This is a genomic window from Pseudomonas sp. PA-1-3F, from assembly GCF_021609665.1.
In the GTDB taxonomy this organism is placed as follows: domain Bacteria; phylum Pseudomonadota; class Gammaproteobacteria; order Pseudomonadales; family Pseudomonadaceae; genus Aquipseudomonas; species Aquipseudomonas paracarnis.
In genome coordinates this window covers 101,760-120,133 of sequence record NZ_WJZD01000003.1, presented here as the reverse complement: position 1 = coordinate 120,133, position 18,374 = coordinate 101,760, and the positions used below count along the sequence as shown (strand labels likewise).

The following is an 18,374-nucleotide window of genomic DNA, read 5'->3' as shown; positions in this document are numbered from 1 at the left end:
AGCGAAGGGCACGGACCCTTCGCTTCTTTAAAGCTCTACGCACCGACCATGGTCGGTGATACCACCTGAGTGAGTTCGCCCGCGCGTGTTGGCGCGATGCCGGCTTCGAATTCAGGGCGGAAGTATTTGATTGCGCTGCCCAATGGCTCCACGGCGCCCGGTGCGTGAGCACAGAAAGTCTTGCCTGGGCCGAGGAAACCGACCAGGCCGAGCAGGGTTTCGATGTCACCCTCGCGGCCTTCGCCATTTTCCAGGGCCATCAGCAGCTTGACGCTCCACGGCAAACCGTCGCGGCATGGGGTGCAGAAACCGCAGGACTCGCGGGCAAAGAACTGCTCCATGTTGCGCAGCAACGAGACCATGTTCACCGTATTGTCCACCGCCATCGCCAGGCCAGTACCCATCCGGGTGCCCACCTTGCCGATGCCGCCGGCATACATCTGTGCGTCGAGGTGCTCGGGCAGCAGGAAACCGGTGCCGGCGCCGCCTGGCTGCCAGGCTTTCAAGGTGTAACCGTCGCGCATACCGCCGGCGTAGTCCTCGAACAGCTCCCGTGCAGTCACGCCGAAGGGCAGCTCCCACAGGCCAGGGTTCTTGACCTTGCCGGAGAAACCCATGAGCTTGGTGCCCATGTCTTCGCTGCCCTCGCGGGCCAGGGATTTGTACCAGTCCACGCCGTCGGCGATGATCGCCGGCACGTTGCACAGGGTCTCGACGTTGTTCACGCAAGTCGGCTTGCCCCACACGCCCACGGCGGCAGGGAAGGGCGGCTTGGAACGCGGGTTGGCGCGGCGGCCTTCGAGGGAGTTGATCAGTGCGGTTTCTTCACCGCAGATATAACGCCCGGCGCCGGTGTGCACGAACAGTTCGAAGTCGAAACCGGAGCCGAGGATGTTCTTGCCCAGCAGGCCGGCTGCCTTGGCTTCTTCCACGGCACGGTTGAGGTGCTTGGCGGCGGTGGTGTACTCGCCACGCAGGAAGATATAGCCACGGTAGGTCTTGAGCGCACGGGCGCTGATCAACATGCCTTCGATCAGCAGATGGGGCAGTTGCTCCATCAACATGCGGTCTTTCCAGGTGTTGGGCTCCATCTCATCCGCGTTGCACAGCAGGTAGCGGATGTTGATGGATTCGTCTTTGGGCATCAGGCCCCATTTCACGCCGGTGGGGAAACCCGCACCGCCGCGACCTTTGAGGCCGGCGTCCTTCACGGTCTGGACGATATCGTCCTGGGCCATGTCGGCGAAGGCTTTGCGCGCTGCGGCGTAACCGTTCTTGGCCTGGTATTCGTCAAGCCATACCGGCTCGCCGTCGTCACGCAGGCGCCAAGTCAGCGGGTGAGTCTCGGCCGAACGCTTGATCAGGTTGGCCGGGCCGAAGGAAGTCAGGGTCATGGGTAGCCCTCGAGCAATTGGGTCACGCCAGCAGGCTGCACGTCACCGAATGTGTCGTCGTCGATCATCAACGCCGGCGCCTTGTCGCAGTTGCCCAGGCAGCACACCGGCAGCAGCGTGAAGCGGCCGTCCGGGGTGGTCTGGCCGAGGCCGATGCCCAGCTTGTTCTGGATCTCGCTGACCACCGATTCGTGGCCGCCGATGTAGCAGACCATGCTGTCGCACACGCGAATGATGTGGCGGCCAACCGGCTGGCGGAAGATCTGGCTGTAGAACGTCGCCACGCCTTCAACGTCACTGGCGGGGATGCCGAGGATCTCGCCGATGGCGTAGAGGGCGCCGTCTGGCACCCAGCCACGTTCCTTCTGGACGATCTTCAGGGCTTCGATCGACGCCGCGCGCGGGTCTTCGTAGTGATGCAGCTCGTGCTCGATGGCCGAGCGCTCGGTTTCACTCAAGGTGAAACGGTCTGTCTGGATAAGCGTGCTGTTCATGCTTAGCGGTCCACGTCGGCCATAACGAAATCGATACTACCCAGGTACGCAATCAAGTCCGCGACCATCTCGCCTTTGATCACCGAAGGGATCTGCTGCAAGTGGGCAAAACTTGGGGTACGAATCCGGGTGCGGTAGCTCATGGTGCCGCCATCGCTCGTCAGGTAATAACTGTTGATACCCTTGGTCGCTTCGATCATCTGGAAGGATTCGTTGGCCGGCATGACCGGACCCCACGAAACCTGCAGGAAGTGCGTGATCAGGGTTTCGATGTGCTGCAGCGTGCGCTCTTTGGGCGGCGGCGTGGTCAGCGGGTGATCCGCCTTGTACGGGCCGGCCGGCATGTTGCGCATGCACTGCTCGATGATCTTCAGGCTCTGGCGCATTTCTTCGACGCGCACGATGCAACGGTCGTAGGCATCGCCATTGGCCGCCAGCGGTACTTCGAACTCGAAGTTCTCGTAGCCGGAGTACGGGCGCGCTTTACGCAGGTCGAAGTCGCAACCGGTGGAACGCAGGCCAGCACCGGTGACGCCCCATTCCAGGGCCTCTTTGGTGTTGTACTGCGCGACGCCGATGGTGCGGCCTTTGAGGATGCTGTTGTCGAGGGCGGCTTTCTGGTACTCGTCCAGGCGCTTGGGCATCCAGTCGATGAATTCCTTGACCAGGCGTTCCCAGCCGTTCGGCAGGTCGTGGGCCACGCCGCCGATGCGGTACCAGGCCGGGTGCAGGCGGAAACCGGTGATGGCTTCGATGACCTTGTAGGCGCGCTGACGGTCGGTGAAGGTGAAGAACACCGGGGTCATGGCGCCGACGTCCTGGATATAGGTACCCAGGAACAGCAGGTGGCTGGTGATGCGGAAGAACTCGGCCATCATGATGCGGATGGTGTCGACGCGGTCCGGTACCTTGATGCCGGCCAGCTTCTCGACCGAGAGCACGTACGGCAGGTTGTTCATCACGCCGCCGAGGTAGTCGATACGGTCGGTGTACGGGATGAAGCTGTGCCAGGACTGGCGCTCGGCCATCTTCTCGGCGCCACGGTGGTGGTAGCCGATGTCCGGGACGCAGTCGACGATCTCTTCGCCGTCCAGTTGCAGGATGATACGGAAGGCACCGTGAGCCGAAGGGTGGTTCGGGCCCAGGTTGAGGAACATGTAGTCCTCGTTGGTGCCGGAACGCTTCATGCCCCAGTCTTCGGGGCGGAAGCGCGCCGCCTCTTCTTCTAGCTGCTGCTTGGCCAGGTTGAGGCTGAACGGGTCGAATTCGGTGGCGCGGGCAGGGAAGTCCTTGCGCAGCGGGTGACCTTCCCAGGTCGGCGGCATCATGATGCGCGTCAGGTGCGGGTGGCCCGGGAAGTCGATACCGAACATGTCCCAGACTTCACGCTCGTACCAGCTGGCGTTCGGCCAGATACCGGTGACGGTCGGGATGCTCAGGTCGCTCTCGCTCAGCGCGACCTTGATCATCACGTCGCTGTTACGTTCCAGCGACATCAGGTGGTAGAACACGGTGAAATCGGCGCCGCTCGGCAGGCCCTGGCGCTTGGTGCGCAGACGCTCGTCCACGCCATGCAGGTCATAGAGCATGACGTACGGCTTGGGCAGGTTGCGCAGGAAGGTCAGGACTTCGACGAGCCTGGCACGCGCCACCCACAGCACCGGCATACCGGTGCGTGTGGCCTGGGCGGTGAAGGCGTCAGGGCCAAAACGGTTATTGAGTTCGACAACCACATCCTGGTCGTCTGCCTTGTAAGGCGGGATGTACAGAGCACTGCCTGTAGTCATGGTTTTTTATCGCTTTCGGTCAACGTAAAGAATGAAGCCAGGTTTTCGTTCTATAAAAGAAGCGGTGCTGGATCAGACTTCGTCGGGGCTGCGCAGGTTGGTGACTGCGATTCGCTGTTCGCGGCGCTGTTCCTTTTGAGACGGCATCTCGGCGCGATAAACGCCTTGATCACCGACCACCCAGGACAGTGGGCGACGCTCCTTGCCAATCGATTCCTGCAACAGCATCAAGCCTTGCAGGAACGCTTCGGGACGGGGCGGGCAGCCAGGCACGTAGACGTCCACGGGCAGGAACTTGTCCACCCCTTGAACGACCGAGTAGATGTCGTACATGCCACCGGAGTTGGCGCACGAACCCATGGAGATAACCCATTTCGGCTCGAGCATTTGCTCATAGAGACGCTGGATGATCGGCGCCATCTTGATAAAGCAGGTCCCGGCGATAACCATGAAATCCGCCTGGCGCGGCGAGGCCCGGATAACTTCGGCGCCGAAGCGTGCGATGTCGTGGGGCGCCGTGAAGGCGGTGGTCATTTCCACGTAGCAGCACGAAAGGCCGAAGTTGTACGGCCACAGGGAGTTTTTACGCCCCCAGTTGACCGCGCCACTCAGCACGTCTTCCAGCTTGCCCATGTAGATGTTTTTGTGGACTTGGTCTTCTAACGGGTCGGAAACGGTTTCTCGTTCGCCGATGGGGTACTGCTCGTTAGGAGCATCCGGGTCGATCCTGGTGAGATTGTATTGCATTGCCAAAGCCTCATTGTTTCAGCTTCGCTTGCCGCTTGCGACGAGCTTCCGGAGCCCAGTCAAGGGCGCCCACTCGGAACAGGTAGACAAGACCTGCCAACAGAATTGCTATGAAAACGAGAGCTTCGACGAATCCGGTCCAGCCGCTTTCGCGGACGGACACAGACCATGCAAAGAGAAAGAGGGCTTCGATATCGAAGATCACGAACAACATCGCGACCAGATAGAATTTGGCTGAGAGCCGCAAGCGGGCGCCACCTGTAGGCAGCATGCCGGATTCGAACGGTTCGTTTTTGCTGCGGCCCCAGGCTTTTGACCCGAGGAGGCTGGACACGCCGAGCATGAAGGCGCAGAGGCCTACAACACCGAGAAGGAAAATGGCAAAGCCCCAGTTGTGGGCCATGAGTCCTGTCGCGTCGGTCATGCTGGAAATCCTTAACAGAGAGCAAAGGTCTCTGAGCTCGAAAAAGTAACGATGCAGTGACGATATGTCGCACTGCAATCAATCGCGGTGATTTTATGGCTAAACACCGGGCAAGTAAAATTCCCAGGGCGAAATTATTCGGTGGAATAAGCACATAGTGCACCTTCTTGGGGCTGTAGCCCTTGTGGTGTGGGCATTAGCGGGCTTTTCATCAATTATGTTTTGTTTAAGCTGTAACGAAGTTTTCGGGTGCCAAATGATAATGAATATTGTTTGCGAGGGGTGTAAGCGAGTGTTTCTCATGTGGCGCGGGAAGTTACCGTTACTTGCTTGAGTGTCGCTTAGTTGTCGCAACGGTTCTTTTAACCGATCAGATGTGCGCGGATACCGCTCTGGATCAATGTTTTTAGCAAAAAACTATGGATAGGGCGCGGTCAATGTGGGAGCTGGCTTGCCTGCGATGGCGGCGGATCAGCTGAAACACCTGCCTCTGACCCACCGCCATCGCAGGCAAGCCAGCTCCCACCATTGATTTTCGGTGATTCCTAGGCAAAAAAAACGCCCCGAACCAGTCGGGGCGTGATTGTTGCGCGGCACTGCGGTTAGGTCTTCCGTGGGGCCGCAGTGGCCGTGTACGCGGTACTTAGTGGAACTGCTCTTCTTCGGTCGAACCGGTCAGCGCGGTCACGGACGAGGTGCCGCCCTGGATCACGGTGGTCATGTCGTCGAAGTAACCGGTGCCCACTTCCTGCTGGTGCGCCACGAAGGTGTAGCCTTTGGCGGCGTCAGCGAATTCCTGCTCCTGCAGCTTCACGTAGGCTGTCATGTCGTTGCGGGCGTAGTCGTGCGCCAGGTTGAACATGCTGTGCCACATGTTGTGAATGCCGGCCAGGGTGATGAACTGGTGCTTGTAGCCCATTGCCGACAGTTCGCGCTGGAACTTGGCGATGGTCGCGTCGTCCAGGTTCTTCTTCCAGTTGAAGGAAGGCGAGCAGTTGTAGGACAGCAGTTGGTCCGGGTATTCCTTCTTGATCGCTTCGGCGAAGCGACGGGCTTCGTCCAGGTCCGGCTTGGCGGTTTCGCACCAGATCAGGTCGGCGTACGGCGCGTAGGCCAGGCCGCGGGCGATTGCCTGGTCGAGGCCGGCGCGCACTTTATAGAAGCCTTCCTGGGTACGCTCGCCGGTAACGAATGGTTGGTCGTACGGGTCGCAGTCCGAGGTCAGCAAGTCTGCCGCGTTGGCGTCGGTACGGGCCAGGATGATGGTCGGTGTGCCGGCAACGTCAGCGGCCAGGCGGGCAGCGGTCAGCTTCTGCACGGCTTCCTGGGTCGGTACCAGTACCTTGCCGCCCATGTGGCCGCATTTTTTCACCGAAGCCAGCTGGTCTTCGAAGTGCACGCCGGCAGCGCCTGCTTCGATCATGCTCTTCATCAGCTCGTAGGCGTTGAGTACGCCGCCGAAACCGGCCTCGGCATCAGCCACGATTGGCGCGAAGTAGTCGATGTAGCCTTCATCGCCTGGGTTCTTGCCGGCTTTCCACTGGATCTGGTCGGCACGACGGAACGAGTTGTTGATGCGCTTGACCACGGTTGGCACCGAGTCCACCGGGTACAGCGATTGGTCGGGGTACATGGATTCAGCGGAGTTGTTGTCCGCTGCCACTTGCCAGCCGGACAGGTAGATCGCCTGGATACCGGCTTTTACCTGCTGGACTGCCTGACCGCCAGTGAGGGCGCCCATGCAGTTGACGAAATCTTTGTCGGGACGGAAAGAAGGCTTGGCACCTTGGGTGACCAGGTTCCACAGCTTCTCGGCGCCGAGTTTTGCAAAGGTGTGCTCAGGTTGGACCGAGCCACGCAGGCGGACGACGTCAGCAGCGGAATAAGCGCGGGTCACGCCTTTCCAGCGTGGGTTTTCAGCCCAGTCTTTTTCAAGGGCTGCAATTTGCTGTTCGCGTGTCAGTGCCATGGGGAAAAACCTCGTCGCGTCTTGTTTGAAGTATCCGTTTGCCAGCCCGGCATTCGTTGCCTGGGTAGGGTTGCTCGCTGACCAGAAGCTTTGGTGTTCAAGTCAAATCTGACGGAGGTAGGCGACGGTATGAACGATGGGGCTCAAGGGGGAGTTGAGCAGGTAAGGGCAAACTGCGAACGGTCTTCGGGCGTCGTGGGCCTTTGTACGATCCATCAGTGTGTAGCCGGGTTACCTGGTTGGCTTCCGTCCCTCGGGACAACTTCGTTCCAGTCGCAACCAACGTCAAACACACCTTGTGGGCGGTACAGACACGAATCGGCTCAGGTGGGTAGCTTAGAGCGGCGATCCGAAGGCCCTTGCCAGGGCCCCTGATTAGCGGGAGCGAGGCCATCATGCCCATGCTTTTTTGGCTCGTCAAATGCTTTGTAGTGCTTTTTTTAAGGCACTACATCTTTAGTCTAATGCGACTTGCCAGTCAGTTTTTGGTGCCTCAGTTCAGGGTGTCGACCTTGACCCGCAAAGTCAGGTCATCGCGGCCCTGAGTAGAGTAGCTGCGGGTTGTAGAGGATTTGTCCGCCTGGGTTTCACGATTGATGCCGGCCAGGGGGATCCATTCGCCCAGGCGGCCGCTGACGGTTGTGTCGGTGCTTTGCACGTTCACTACATCGGGACGTTCCTGGCTCATGCGGTCACGGTTGGTACTGATGGTCAAGTGGACGGTCTCGCCGGTGACGCTGGCGGTCACGTAAAAACCCTGGGTGACGTTGCGATACTGGGTCTGGTTTTGCAGGCGGCCATAGCTATCCTGTTGCGTGGTGGTCAGCGGTACACTCTGGCCGACCTGGATCAGCGCGGGCACGCCTTCGCTGGCCTGGATCTGCTGCACGCCACCGTCGCGGCTGGCAGTGCCGTAGCTGATGATGCGGGTCTGGCTGTCACCGCTGTTCTGTTGGTTGTTCTCGTTGGTATCGACGGTGATCAGCAGGCGTTTGGCCGGTGTATCCAATTGGCCGAGCAGTGCGCGCAAGCCCTCGATCCTGGCGGGCTCAGCGTTAACGATAAGCTGGTTGCCGTAGGCGCTGACGGTGCCGTCCTTGCCAATGAAGTTCTGCGCCACGGGCAGCAGGTCGGCGCTGGTGCGGTTGTTCAGGTTGACGACTTCAGTGGCGGCCATGGCGCAAGCGCTGACGGTCATCACGAGGGCGGTGAGCAGGGTGCGTAGGGACATGTCCGTTATCTCTGCGAGTCATTTGCTTGATAGTGCCAGTTTGTCGGCCTGGTGGGTCGCCAGTTGAATCGTAGACGGCAAAATGCCCTGGCAGGCAGGGCATTTTGTGGTGTTGCTGAAATAGCTATCGCAGGCAAGCCAGCTCCCACACTTGAGCGTATTCCAGGGATGTGCTCGGTCAGCTGTGGGAGCTGGCTTGCCTGCGATAAAGGCGATGCGGGCTTGAATCAGCCCTCGCGCACCATATCCACATGCGGAATCCCGACCTCAAGAAACTCATCGCTGACGATCTTGAAACCCAGTCGCTCATAGAACGGTGCCGCATACACCTGCGCACTCAGGAATTGCCTGGTCTGGCCGCGTTTCACGGCCTCGCCAATTACTGCTTCCATCAGCTTGTCGCCGACTTTCAGTCCGCGCCAGTCCTTGAGCACCGATACCCGACCGATCTCGCCGCTGGGCAGCAATCGAGCGGTGCCAATCGGGAAGTCGCCTTCGTATGCAAGAAAATGCATGGCGCCGGCATCGTCCGCGTCCCACTCCAATTCAGGCGGGACCGATTGTTCAGCGATGAATACCGCTTCACGAATGCGCCGAATCTCGTCGATATCCTTTCGCCAGTCCGCGACACTTACGTGAATTTTATTCATCCGCGAACCCCAGGCTGCCTTGCTTGACCAGTTCGCACAGTAGGTCGCGACCGTCTTCGTCGGCCAGCCACTCGCCCAGGTTTTCGCTGTGCAGTGCATCGGCCGAGCACACCAGCTTCAACAGTTCACGCAGTTTGCCCGGCAGGTAACGGCTCTGGCCGCTGGCGAACAGCAGTACGTCGTCATCCACTTCGGACCAGGCCAGGCGTGCGCTCGGGTTGCGCACCAGGATCGCGCCGTCTTGCAGGCTGTTGATGAAGTCTTCTTCGCCCAACTCTTCGCCGGCCACCAGTTCCGGGTAGCGTGGCTCGGTCATGAACTGGCCGAACCAGGTCAGCAGCATGCGTTCATCGCTCATGTGCTCGGCGAGCAGGCCCTTGAGGCGGTCCAGTGCGTCGCCCTGGATCTGGTGCGGGTCGCTGACCGGCTGGGCGTCGGCGTCGGTGTAGCGCTCTTCGTCGGTCAGGTACTGGCTGAGGAAGTCGGTGAAGTGGGTCAGCACTTCAGCGGCGCTCGGTGCACGGAAACCTACGGAATAGGTCATGCAGTCGTCTTCGGCAATACCGAAATGGGCCAGGCGCGGGGGCAGGTAGAGCATGTCGCCCGGTTCGAGCACCCATTCGGCGCTTTCTTCGAATTCGGCGAGGATGCGCAGGTCGGCGTGTTGCAGCAACGGGCTTTCGGAATTGCACATCTGGCCGATCTTCCAGTTGCGCTTACCCTGGGCTTGCAGCAGGAACACATCGTAGTTATCGAAATGCGGACCGACGCTGCCACCCGGCGCAGCGAAGCTGATCATCACATCATCGATACGCCAGCTCGGCAGGAAGCGGAAGTGCTCCAGCAGCTCAGCCACCTCCGGCACGAACTGGTCGACTGCCTGCACCAGCAGGGTCCACTCGCGCTCGGGCAGGGTGCTGAAAGCGTCTTCGGCGAACGGGCCGCGACGCAGTTCCCACGGGCGCTCGCCGTGTTCGATCACCAGGCGCGACTCGACTTCTTCTTCCAGGGCCAGGCCTGCCAGTTCGTCGGCGTCGATCGGGCTTTCGAAGTCAGGGATGGCCTGGCGGATCAGCAGCGGTTTTTTCTGCCAGTAGTCGCGCAGGAATTCCCGTGCCGTGATGCCGCCCAGAAGTTGAAGAGGGATATCAGGATTCATGTGTAACCTATTGAAAAAAAGCACTTTTAAGACGGGAATAAAAACGCCCGGCGCGGCCGGGCGTCTCAAAGGAGCTTGCTTGGATCAGATGCGCTTGGCTTGTTCTACAGCGTTGCCGATGTAGTTGGCCGGGGTGAGCAGTTTCAGCTCGGCCTTGGCTGCGGCTGGCATGTCCAGGCCGTCGATGAAAGTTTGCAGCGCTTCGGGGCTGATGCCCTTGCCGCGCGTCAATTCTTTCAGCTTCTCGTAGGGGTTTTCGATGTTGTAGCGGCGCATCACGGTCTGGATCGGCTCGGCCAATACTTCCCAGCACGCGTCCAGGTCAGCGGCAATTTTCTGCTCGTTGAGCTCCAGCTTGCTGATGCCTTTGAGGCTGGCTTCGTACGCGATCACGCTGTGGGCAAAGCCGACACCGAGGTTGCGCAGTACGGTGGAGTCGGTCAGGTCGCGCTGCCAGCGGGAGATCGGCAACTTGCTGGCCAGGTGCTGGAACAGGGCGTTGGCGATACCCAGGTTGCCTTCGGAGTTTTCGAAGTCGATCGGGTTGACCTTGTGCGGCATGGTCGACGAACCGATTTCGCCTGCAATGGTGCGCTGCTTGAAGTAGCCCAGGGAGATGTAGCCCCAGATATCGCGATCGAAATCGATCAGGATGGTGTTGAAGCGTGCAATCGCGTCGAACAGCTCGGCGATGTAGTCGTGGGGTTCGATCTGCGTGGTGTAGGGGTTGAAGCCCAGGCCCAATTCGTCTTCGATGAAGGCGCGGGCGTTGGCTTCCCAGTCGATCTCAGGGTAGGCCGAGAGGTGGGCGTTGTAGTTGCCTACGGCGCCGTTGATCTTGCCCAGCAATGGCACGGCGGCGACTTGGGCGATCTGACGCTCCAGGCGGTACACCACGTTGGCCAGTTCTTTGCCCAGGGTGGTCGGCGAGGCCGGCTGGCCGTGGGTGCGCGACAGCATCGGCACGGCGGCGAAACGGATCGCCAGCTCGCGGATGGCTTCGGCGGTCTGGCGCATCAGCGGCAGCATCACGTCATCACGGCCTTCGCGCAGCATCAGGGCGTGGGACAGGTTGTTGATGTCCTCGCTGGTGCAGGCAAAGTGGATGAACTCGCTGACCTGGGCCAGTTCCGGCAGTTGGGCCGCTTGCTCTTTGAGCAGGTATTCGATGGCTTTGACGTCGTGGTTGGTGGTGCGCTCGATCTCTTTCACACGCTCGGCGTGCTCCAGGGAGAAGTTTTCCGCCAGGGTGTTCAATACAGCGTTGGCCTCGGCGGAAAACGCCGGCACTTCGCTGATGGCGGGGTGAGCGGCCAGGCGCTGGAGCCAGCGCACTTCAACCAGGACACGGGCACGGATCAGGCCGTACTCGCTGAAAATAGGGCGCAGGGCCTGGGTTTTGCCGGCGTAGCGGCCGTCAACAGGGGAAACCGCAGTGAGCGAAGAGAGCTGCATGGGGTGTTCTCGGACAGTCGGGCAACGAAATGGGGCGCGTATCATACATGAAAAAATCCGCCGGTCCGTCGCCAACTGACCGGCGTATTACGCGTAATGGCTTGAAAACAGCCTGCTGGTGCGACTTATTCGTTGCGCATCAACGGGTAAAGCTCTTTGAGCAATTTGCGTCGGCTGATCACCAACTGCCAGCGATGACCGCCCAGTTGGCGCCACAAGCGTGCTGAACGAATACCGGCCAGGAGCAGGGCGCGGATTTTCGACGCGTTGTTGGGTTGCTGCAGGTTGCGCATGTCGCCATGCACCTGGATGCGCTGGCGCAGGGTGCTCAAGGTGTCCTGGTACAGCGCACCACAGGCGGCGATCACGTTTTCGTGGGCCGGGCCGAAGTGTTCTACCTGGGACTGGATCTGCGGCAGGCGCTTGCCGATGGTGTCCAGCAGGTCGTCGCGCTTGGCCAACTGGCGCTCAAGGCCGAGCATCGACAGGGCATAACGTAGCGGCTCGCGCTGCAAAGTACTGGGGTCGCGCTCCAGGGCGCCGATCAGGGCGCGATAGCCTTCACGCAGGGCCAGGTCGTCGCCGCCGTAAACCTCAAGGGTGTCCTTGGGGTCGCGGATCAGCAGGCTGCCGAGCATGCAGGTCAGGCCGGCTTCAGTGACCTGGCCGGTCTTGGCGATCTTGTCCACCAGTACCGCAGCGAGAAAGACACCGCCAAGGGCTGTCAACTGCTCCTGGGTCGGGCTCATGCCGGGTTGCTCCAGGCTTGCGCGACTTCAATCACGCCGCCGCCCAGGCAGATCTCGCCGTCATAGAACACCACGGACTGGCCAGGGGTGACCGCGCGTTGCGGGTCATCGAAGGTGGCACGGTAGCCGGTGGCGGTCTTTTCCAGGGTGCAGGGCTGGTCGCTCTGGCGATAACGCACTTTGGCGGTCAGGCGGCGCGGGGTGCTCAGGTCGATAGGGTTGACCCAATAAATCTCGGAAGCGAGCAGGGCGCCGGAGAACAGCAGCGGGTGCTCGTTGCCCTGGCCGACCACCAGCACGTTGTTTTCCAGGTCTTTGACCAGCACGTACCACGGCTCTTCACCTGCGTCTTTCAAGCCGCCGATGCCCAGGCCCTGGCGCTGGCCGATGGTGTGGTACATCAGGCCGTGGTGGCGGCCGATCACTTCACCCTCGGTGGTCTTGATCTCGCCCGGTTGCGCCGGCAGGTATTGCTTGAGGAAATCGCTGAAGCGTCGCTCGCCGATAAAGCAGATACCGGTGGAGTCTTTCTTCTTGGCGGTGGCCAGGCCGTGCTTCTCGGCAATCTTGCGCACTTCGGGTTTTTCCAGCTCGCCGACCGGGAACAGAGTCTTGGCGATCTGTTCACCGCCCACGGCGTGCAGGAAGTAGCTCTGGTCCTTGTTCGGGTCCAGGCCCTTGAGCAATTCGGTGCGGCCATCGATATCGCGACGGCGCACGTAGTGGCCGGTAGCTATCAGGTCGGCGCCGAGCATCATGGCGTAGTCGAGGAAGGCCTTGAACTTGATTTCGCGGTTACACAGGATGTCCGGGTTCGGCGTGCGGCCGGCCTTGTATTCGGCCAGGAAGTGCTCGAACACGTTGTCCCAGTACTCGGCGGCGAAGTTGGCGGTGTGCAGCTTGATGCCGATCTTGTCGCACACGGCCTGGGCGTCGGCCAGGTCGTCCATGGCGGTGCAATATTCCGTTCCATCGTCTTCTTCCCAGTTCTTCATGAACAGGCCTTCCACCTCATAACCCTGCTCCATGAGCAGAACGGCGGAAACGGAAGAATCCACGCCGCCGGACATACCGACGATGACGCGCTTCTTTTGTGTGTCAGAAGGGGCTGGATCACGCATAGGGTTTCAACGGGTGTCTTGAAAAAGGACGCGATTCTAACAGGCTCACGCCCGCAAGGCTAAAGAGAAGGGCGGATCAATTCGAGGCTATGGCGCTGGCCGGCCAGATAATCATCGATGCAGCGGATGATCAGCTCGCTGCGCCAGTCGTCGCGCACGGCCATCAGCTCGTCACGGGTCAGCCAGCGGGCGCGCAGGATGCCTTCGTCGAGTTGATATTCCGGGTGGTGTTTCAGTGCCTTGGCGATAAAACAGACCCGTTGGTAGGTCACGCCATTGCTCGGGGCGGTATACAGGTAGATGCCGACGATGCCGGTGGCTTCCACGTCCCAGCCGGTTTCTTCCAGGGTTTCACGCACGGCGGCTTCGGTAAGGGTTTCATCCGGGTCGAGGTGGCCTGCCGGCTGGTTGAGCACGGCGCGGCCACCCTTGAGTTCTTCGACCATCAGGAACTTGCCGTTGTCTTCGACGATGGTGGCGACGGTGATGTGGGGGAGCCAGGTCATTGCAAACCTCGGTATCTGGAAGGTGGCATGCTCAATGTGGGAGCTGGCTTGCCTGCGATGGCGGTGGGTCAGCTACGCCTGTATGAACTGACAGACTGCAATCGCAGGCAAGCCAGCTCCCACATTGGATTGGGTTTCTTCAATGAAGTCCCTACAAGCAGAAACCCCGGCACTTGGCCGGGGCTTCTTTGCATCCTTACAACCTTACTTCAACTTGGCAATCGCCGCATTGAGCGTGCTGCTCGGGCGCATGGCTTTGCTGGTCAGCTCAGGGTTCGGCGCGTAGTAGCCGCCGATGTCCACTGGCTTGCCCTGTACGGCGTTGAGTTCGGCAACGATGGTTGCTTCGTTCTCGGCCAGGGTTTTGGCCAGTTCGCCAAACTGCGCTTGCAGTGCAGTGTCTTCTGTCTGGGCGGCCAGGGCTTGTGCCCAGTACAGCGCCAGGTAGAAGTGGCTGCCGCGGTTGTCGATGTTGCCGACTTTGCGCGATGGCGACTTGTTGTTGTCCAGGAACTGGCCGGTGGCCTGGTCCAGGGTCTTGGACAGTACCAGGGCTTTCGGGTTGTTGTATGTCACACCCAAATGCTCAAGGGACGCGGCCAGGGCCAGGAACTCGCCCAGGGAATCCCAGCGCAGGAAGTTTTCTTCCAGCAGTTGCTGCACGTGCTTTGGAGCCGAACCGCCAGCGCCGGTTTCGAACAGGCCACCGCCATTCATCAGCGGCACGATCGACAGCATCTTGGCGCTGGTGCCCAGTTCCATGATCGGGAACAGGTCGGTCAGGTAGTCGCGCAGTACGTTGCCGGTCACCGAGATGGTGTCCAGGCCCTTGCGGGTGCGCTCCAGGGTGAACTTCATCGCATCGACCGGGGCCATGATGCGGATGTCCAGGCCTTCGGTGTTGTGGTCTTTCAGGTAAGCCTGAACTTTCTCGACGACTACGCCATCGTGGGCGCGCTGGGGGTCCAGCCAGAAGATGGCCGGGGTGTTGCTGGCGCGGGCACGGTTGACGGCGAGCTTGACCCAGTCCTGGATCGGAGCGTCTTTGGTCTGGCACATGCGGAAGATGTCGCCAGCTTCGACGTTCTGTTCCATCAGCAGGTTGCCCTGGCTGTCGGTGACGCGGACAACGCCGTCAGCCTTGATCTGGAAGGTCTTGTCGTGGGAGCCGTACTCTTCGGCTTTCTTAGCCATCAGGCCAACGTTTGGCACGCTGCCCATGGTGGTTGGGTCGAAGGCGCCATTGGCCTTGCAGTCTTCGATGACCGCCTGGTAGATGGTGGCGTAGCAGCGATCCGGGATCACAGCCTTGGTGTCGTGCAACTGGCCGTCGGTGCCCCACATCTTGCCGGAGTCACGGATCATCGCTGGCATCGAGGCGTCGACGATGACGTCGCTTGGCACGTGCAGGTTGGTGATGCCTTTGTCGGAGTTGACCATCGCCAGGGCAGGGCGAACGGCGTAGACCGCCTGGATGTCGGCTTCGATCTGCGCTTGCTGGTCGGCCGGCAGGGCCTTGATGCGAGCGTACAAGTCGCCGATGCCGTTGTTCAGGTTGAAGCCGATCTGTTCCAGCACGGTCGCGTGCTTGGCCAGGGCGTCTTTATAGAACTCGGCAACGATCTGGCCGAACATGATCGGGTCGGAGACCTTCATCATGGTGGCTTTCAAGTGAACCGACAACAGCACGCCTTGCTTCTTGGCGTCTTCGATTTCAGCGGCGATGAAGCTGCGCAGGGCTTTCTTGCTCAGCACGGCGGTGTCGATGATTTCGCCGGCCTGAACGCTGGTCTTTTCCTTCAGGACGGTGGTGGTGCCGTCCTTTGCGACCAGCGCAATTTTGACCGCGTCAGCGGTTTCGATCTGCACGGCTTTTTCGCTGCCGTAGAAGTCGCCGTTGTTCATGTGGGCAATGTGCGACTTGGAGTCGGCAGCCCAGGCGCCCATCTTGTGCGGGTGCTTGCGTGCATAGTTCTTGACCGACAGCGGTGCGCGACGGTCGGAGTTGCCTTCGCGCAGTACCGGGTTCACGGCGCTGCCCTTGACCTTGTCGTAACGTGCACGGGTTTCTTTTTCCGCGTCGGTGGTTACGGTTTCAGGGTAGTCCGGCATGGCGTAGCCCTGGGCCTGCAGTTCCTTGATCGCGGCTTGCAGCTGCGGGGTCGAGGCGCTGATGTTGGGAAGCTTGATGATGTTGGCTTCAGGCGTAACGGCCAGGTTGCCCAGTTCGGCGAGGTGGTCCGGGATGGCCTTGGTGCCCAGTTGCTCGGGAAAGCTTGCGAGGATGCGCCCGGCGAGGGAAATGTCGCGGGTTTCCACGGCAATATCAGCGGAAGCGGTGAAGGCCTCTACGATAGGCAGCAGTGAATAGGTGGCGAGGGCTGGGGCTTCGTCGGTGAAGGTGTAGATGATCTTCGAGCGGGTGGGCATATTCGGATTAACTCTCTTCTTTGCTGAAAGCGTGCGCAGAAACTCGAGATGCGCCGGGTAGAGCGCGTTCGTTCAAAGTCATCCATGAGCGAAATGTCGAAGTTTCTTCGCGGTGATGTTGGTTTGCATCAGTCGAGCGTCAAGCGGGTGGGCTATGGTAATAGTCCGGCTTTCTGGCGAAAGGCTACGTTCTAGAGCGGTCCGCCGTCGTGACTCTTTGGTCAGCGGCGGCATTATACATAGGTCGCTATGCTTACGCTGAGCCTTCATACAAAAGGGGGCTCGTCCATTGGTCTAAAGGTCGCAGGTGCGTGGGGTGGTGAGATGTGCTCAAGATTGGCGCTTTTCCCTTTGCTTTCAGGCTTGTAGGCCACCAAATGTGCTGTTTTCGATGCAAATGAGCATGGCGTGAGGTTTCAGTCGCCATTTATCTGGAGTAGGCTCGAACGCAGCCAGATGTTCAATCCATAGATGGAGTTCAGCATGGGATACAAGAAGATTCAGGTTCCGGCAGTCGGCGACAAAATCACCGTCAATGCAGACCATTCTCTCAATGTTCCTGACCAACCGATCATCCCCTACATCGAAGGAGACGGTATTGGCGTCGACATCAGCCCGGTGATGATCAAGGTGGTCGATGCCGCTGTTGAAAAGGCTTACGGCGGCAAGCGCAAAATCTCCTGGATGGAGGTGTACGCTGGTGAAAAGGCCACTCAAGTCTACGACCAGGACACCTGGCTGCCCCAGGAAACCCTGGATGCGGTCAAGGATTACGTGGTGTCCATCAAGGGCCCGCTGACAACGCCAGTCGGTGGCGGTATCCGTTCGCTGAACGTGGCCCTGCGCCAGCAGCTCGACCTGTATGTGTGCCTGCGCCCGGTGCGCTGGTTCGAAGGCGTGCCCAGCCCGGTGAAAAAACCAGGCGACGTGGACATGACCATCTTCCGTGAGAACTCCGAGGATATTTACGCGGGCATCGAATGGAAGGCCGGTTCGCCGGAAGCGATCAAGGTGATCAAGTTCCTCAAGGAAGAAATGGGCGTTACCAAGATCCGTTTCGACCAGGATTGCGGGATTGGCGTCAAGCCGGTCTCCAAAGAGGGTACCAGGCGCCTGGCGCGCAAGGCCCTGCAATATGTGGTGGATAACGACCGCGACTCGCTGACCATCGTGCACAAAGGCAACATCATGAAGTTCACCGAGGGTGCCTTCAAGGAGTGGGCCTATGAGGTGGCGGCTGAAGAGTTCGGTGCGACCTTGCTCGATGGCGGGCCGTGGATGCAGTTCAAGAACCCCAAGACCGGCAAGAATGTGGTGGTTAAAGATGCTATTGCCGACGCCATGCTCCAGCAGATCCTGCTGCGCCCGGCCGAATATGACGTGATCGCCACGCTCAACCTCAATGGTGATTACCTGTCCGACGCCCTGGCGGCGGAAGTGGGCGGTATTGGTATTGCGCCGGGGGCCAACCTGTCGGACACCGTGGCAATGTTTGAAGCCACCCACGGCACTGCGCCTAAATATGCGGGCAAGGATCAGGTCAACCCTGGTTCATTGATCCTGTCGGCAGAAATGATGCTGCGGCATATGGGTTGGGTCGAGGCGGCGGATCTGATCATCAAGGGCACCAATGGCGCGATTTCGGCCAAGACCGTGACCTATGACTTCGAGCGTCTGATGGATGGCGCTACGTTGGTGTCGTCGTCGGGCTTTGGTGACGCGTTGATCAAGCATATGTAAACAGGTAGATAAAACCGGCCGCCCTGATGATTCGGGGCGGCCGGTTTGCTTTCAGTGCTTTGTTCAGAAGCTGGTCAGGCCTGCTTGCTTTTCTTGTCTTGATTTGTGACCGTGCGCCGCGCCGTTTTCTACAGCAGGCGTGGTGGTGATGCCTTTGATATTCACCGCATGCAAGCCCTTTGGGCCCTGGGTAATGTCAAAGGATACCGGTTGACCCGCCTTCAGCGTTTTGTACCCATCCGCCTGGATCGCTGAGAAATGCGCAAAAAGGTCTTCTTGCTTGCCGTCTTCATTAATGAAGCCGTAACCCTTGGCATTGTTGAACCACTTGACCTTACCACTAGCCATTCCCTTATCCCTCTGCACCAGACTCCATCACTGGAGTATCATCCTGTCTATCCGTCCTAACCCGAATAAATAAGGTTGACTGCGCGGACCTTTTTTACCCACTGTGGGCTCTATTTGTTGTAACACCGTTTCGCCGATAGTCAAGGTGACCCAAGAGTCAGAGTTGAAAT

Annotated in this window: 16 protein-coding genes; 1 reads left to right on the top strand and 15 read right to left on the bottom strand. The window is 59.8% G+C overall.

Going from position 1 to position 18,374, the window contains the following annotated elements; genetic code table 11:
- Positions 1–35: 35 nt before the first annotated feature.
- The 14 genes from nuoF to GIV26_RS02900 form a co-directional block, all read right to left on the bottom strand.
- A complete protein-coding gene (gene nuoF, locus GIV26_RS02965) occupies positions 36–1,394 on the bottom strand; it encodes an NADH-quinone oxidoreductase subunit NuoF (protein WP_057974910.1) in 1,359 nt (452 codons plus the stop codon).
- Entirely contained in the window at positions 1,391–1,888 is a 498-nt protein-coding gene (gene nuoE / locus GIV26_RS02960; protein WP_003174721.1) for an NADH-quinone oxidoreductase subunit NuoE, read from the bottom strand. Before nuoE ends, nuoF begins: the two co-directional genes overlap by 4 nt.
- Positions 1,889–1,890: 2 nt before the next feature.
- Complete coding sequence (gene nuoC / locus GIV26_RS02955; protein ID WP_003192111.1) at positions 1,891–3,675, bottom strand: NADH-quinone oxidoreductase subunit C/D; 1,785 nt, start codon at positions 3,673–3,675, stop codon at positions 1,891–1,893.
- Positions 3,676–3,747: 72 nt separating this feature from the next.
- Entirely contained in the window at positions 3,748–4,422 is a 675-nt protein-coding gene (locus GIV26_RS02950) for a NuoB/complex I 20 kDa subunit family protein (protein ID WP_003174719.1), read from the bottom strand.
- Positions 4,423–4,432: 10 nt separating this feature from the next.
- Entirely contained in the window at positions 4,433–4,846 is a 414-nt protein-coding gene (locus GIV26_RS02945; RefSeq protein WP_003192109.1) for an NADH-quinone oxidoreductase subunit A, read from the bottom strand.
- Positions 4,847–5,489: 643 nt separating this feature from the next.
- Complete coding sequence (aceA, locus tag GIV26_RS02940; protein ID WP_003174717.1) at positions 5,490–6,815, bottom strand: isocitrate lyase; 1,326 nt, start codon at positions 6,813–6,815, stop codon at positions 5,490–5,492.
- Between the two features lie 493 nt (positions 6,816–7,308).
- On the bottom strand, positions 7,309–8,046 hold the full coding sequence (locus GIV26_RS02935) for a secretin N-terminal domain-containing protein (RefSeq protein WP_236279472.1): 738 nt from the start codon (positions 8,044–8,046) through the stop codon (positions 7,309–7,311).
- A 227-nt stretch (positions 8,047–8,273) separates the two neighbouring features.
- Positions 8,274–8,696 carry a GNAT family N-acetyltransferase gene (locus tag GIV26_RS02930; RefSeq protein WP_003192105.1) on the bottom strand — a complete coding sequence of 141 codons (423 nt, stop codon included), beginning with the start codon at positions 8,694–8,696 and terminating at the stop codon, positions 8,274–8,276.
- Positions 8,689–9,855 carry a ribosomal protein uL16 3-hydroxylase gene (locus tag GIV26_RS02925; RefSeq protein WP_014718907.1) on the bottom strand — a complete coding sequence of 389 codons (1,167 nt, stop codon included), beginning with the start codon at positions 9,853–9,855 and terminating at the stop codon, positions 8,689–8,691. The genes GIV26_RS02930 and GIV26_RS02925 overlap by 8 nt, the downstream gene beginning before the upstream one ends.
- 84 nt (positions 9,856–9,939) lie before the next feature.
- Positions 9,940–11,310, bottom strand: coding sequence for an adenylosuccinate lyase (purB, locus tag GIV26_RS02920; protein ID WP_014718906.1), 1,371 nt, complete (start codon positions 11,308–11,310; stop codon positions 9,940–9,942).
- Positions 11,311–11,435: 125 nt separating this feature from the next.
- Complete coding sequence (gene hflD / locus GIV26_RS02915) at positions 11,436–12,059, bottom strand: high frequency lysogenization protein HflD (protein WP_003192101.1); 624 nt, start codon at positions 12,057–12,059, stop codon at positions 11,436–11,438.
- Positions 12,056–13,180: a tRNA 2-thiouridine(34) synthase MnmA gene (gene mnmA, locus GIV26_RS02910; protein ID WP_034127883.1), complete on the bottom strand. Its 1,125-nt coding sequence runs from the start codon at positions 13,178–13,180 to the stop codon at positions 12,056–12,058. The genes hflD and mnmA overlap by 4 nt, the downstream gene beginning before the upstream one ends.
- 59 nt (positions 13,181–13,239) lie before the next feature.
- Positions 13,240–13,686: an NUDIX hydrolase gene (locus GIV26_RS02905; protein ID WP_236279471.1), complete on the bottom strand. Its 447-nt coding sequence runs from the start codon at positions 13,684–13,686 to the stop codon at positions 13,240–13,242.
- A gap of 204 nt (positions 13,687–13,890) precedes the next feature.
- Positions 13,891–16,116 (bottom strand): NADP-dependent isocitrate dehydrogenase, encoded by a 2,226-nt coding sequence (locus tag GIV26_RS02900; RefSeq protein WP_236279470.1) that lies wholly within the window; start codon positions 16,114–16,116, stop codon positions 13,891–13,893.
- 483 nt (positions 16,117–16,599) lie between these two features.
- Here GIV26_RS02900 and icd point away from each other — a divergent pair, with 483 nt between their 5' ends.
- The gene (icd, locus tag GIV26_RS02895; protein WP_034128148.1) at positions 16,600–17,856 is read left to right on the top strand and encodes an NADP-dependent isocitrate dehydrogenase; all 1,257 of its coding nucleotides are present in this window, start codon (positions 16,600–16,602) and stop codon (positions 17,854–17,856) included.
- Positions 17,857–17,919: 63 nt separating this feature from the next.
- Here the strand turns inward: icd and cspD are convergent, their stop codons facing one another.
- Positions 17,920–18,204, bottom strand: a complete 285-nt coding sequence (cspD, locus tag GIV26_RS02890; protein ID WP_054899045.1) for a cold shock domain-containing protein CspD — start codon at positions 18,202–18,204, stop codon at positions 17,920–17,922.
- Between the last annotated feature and the right edge of the window lie 170 nt (positions 18,205–18,374).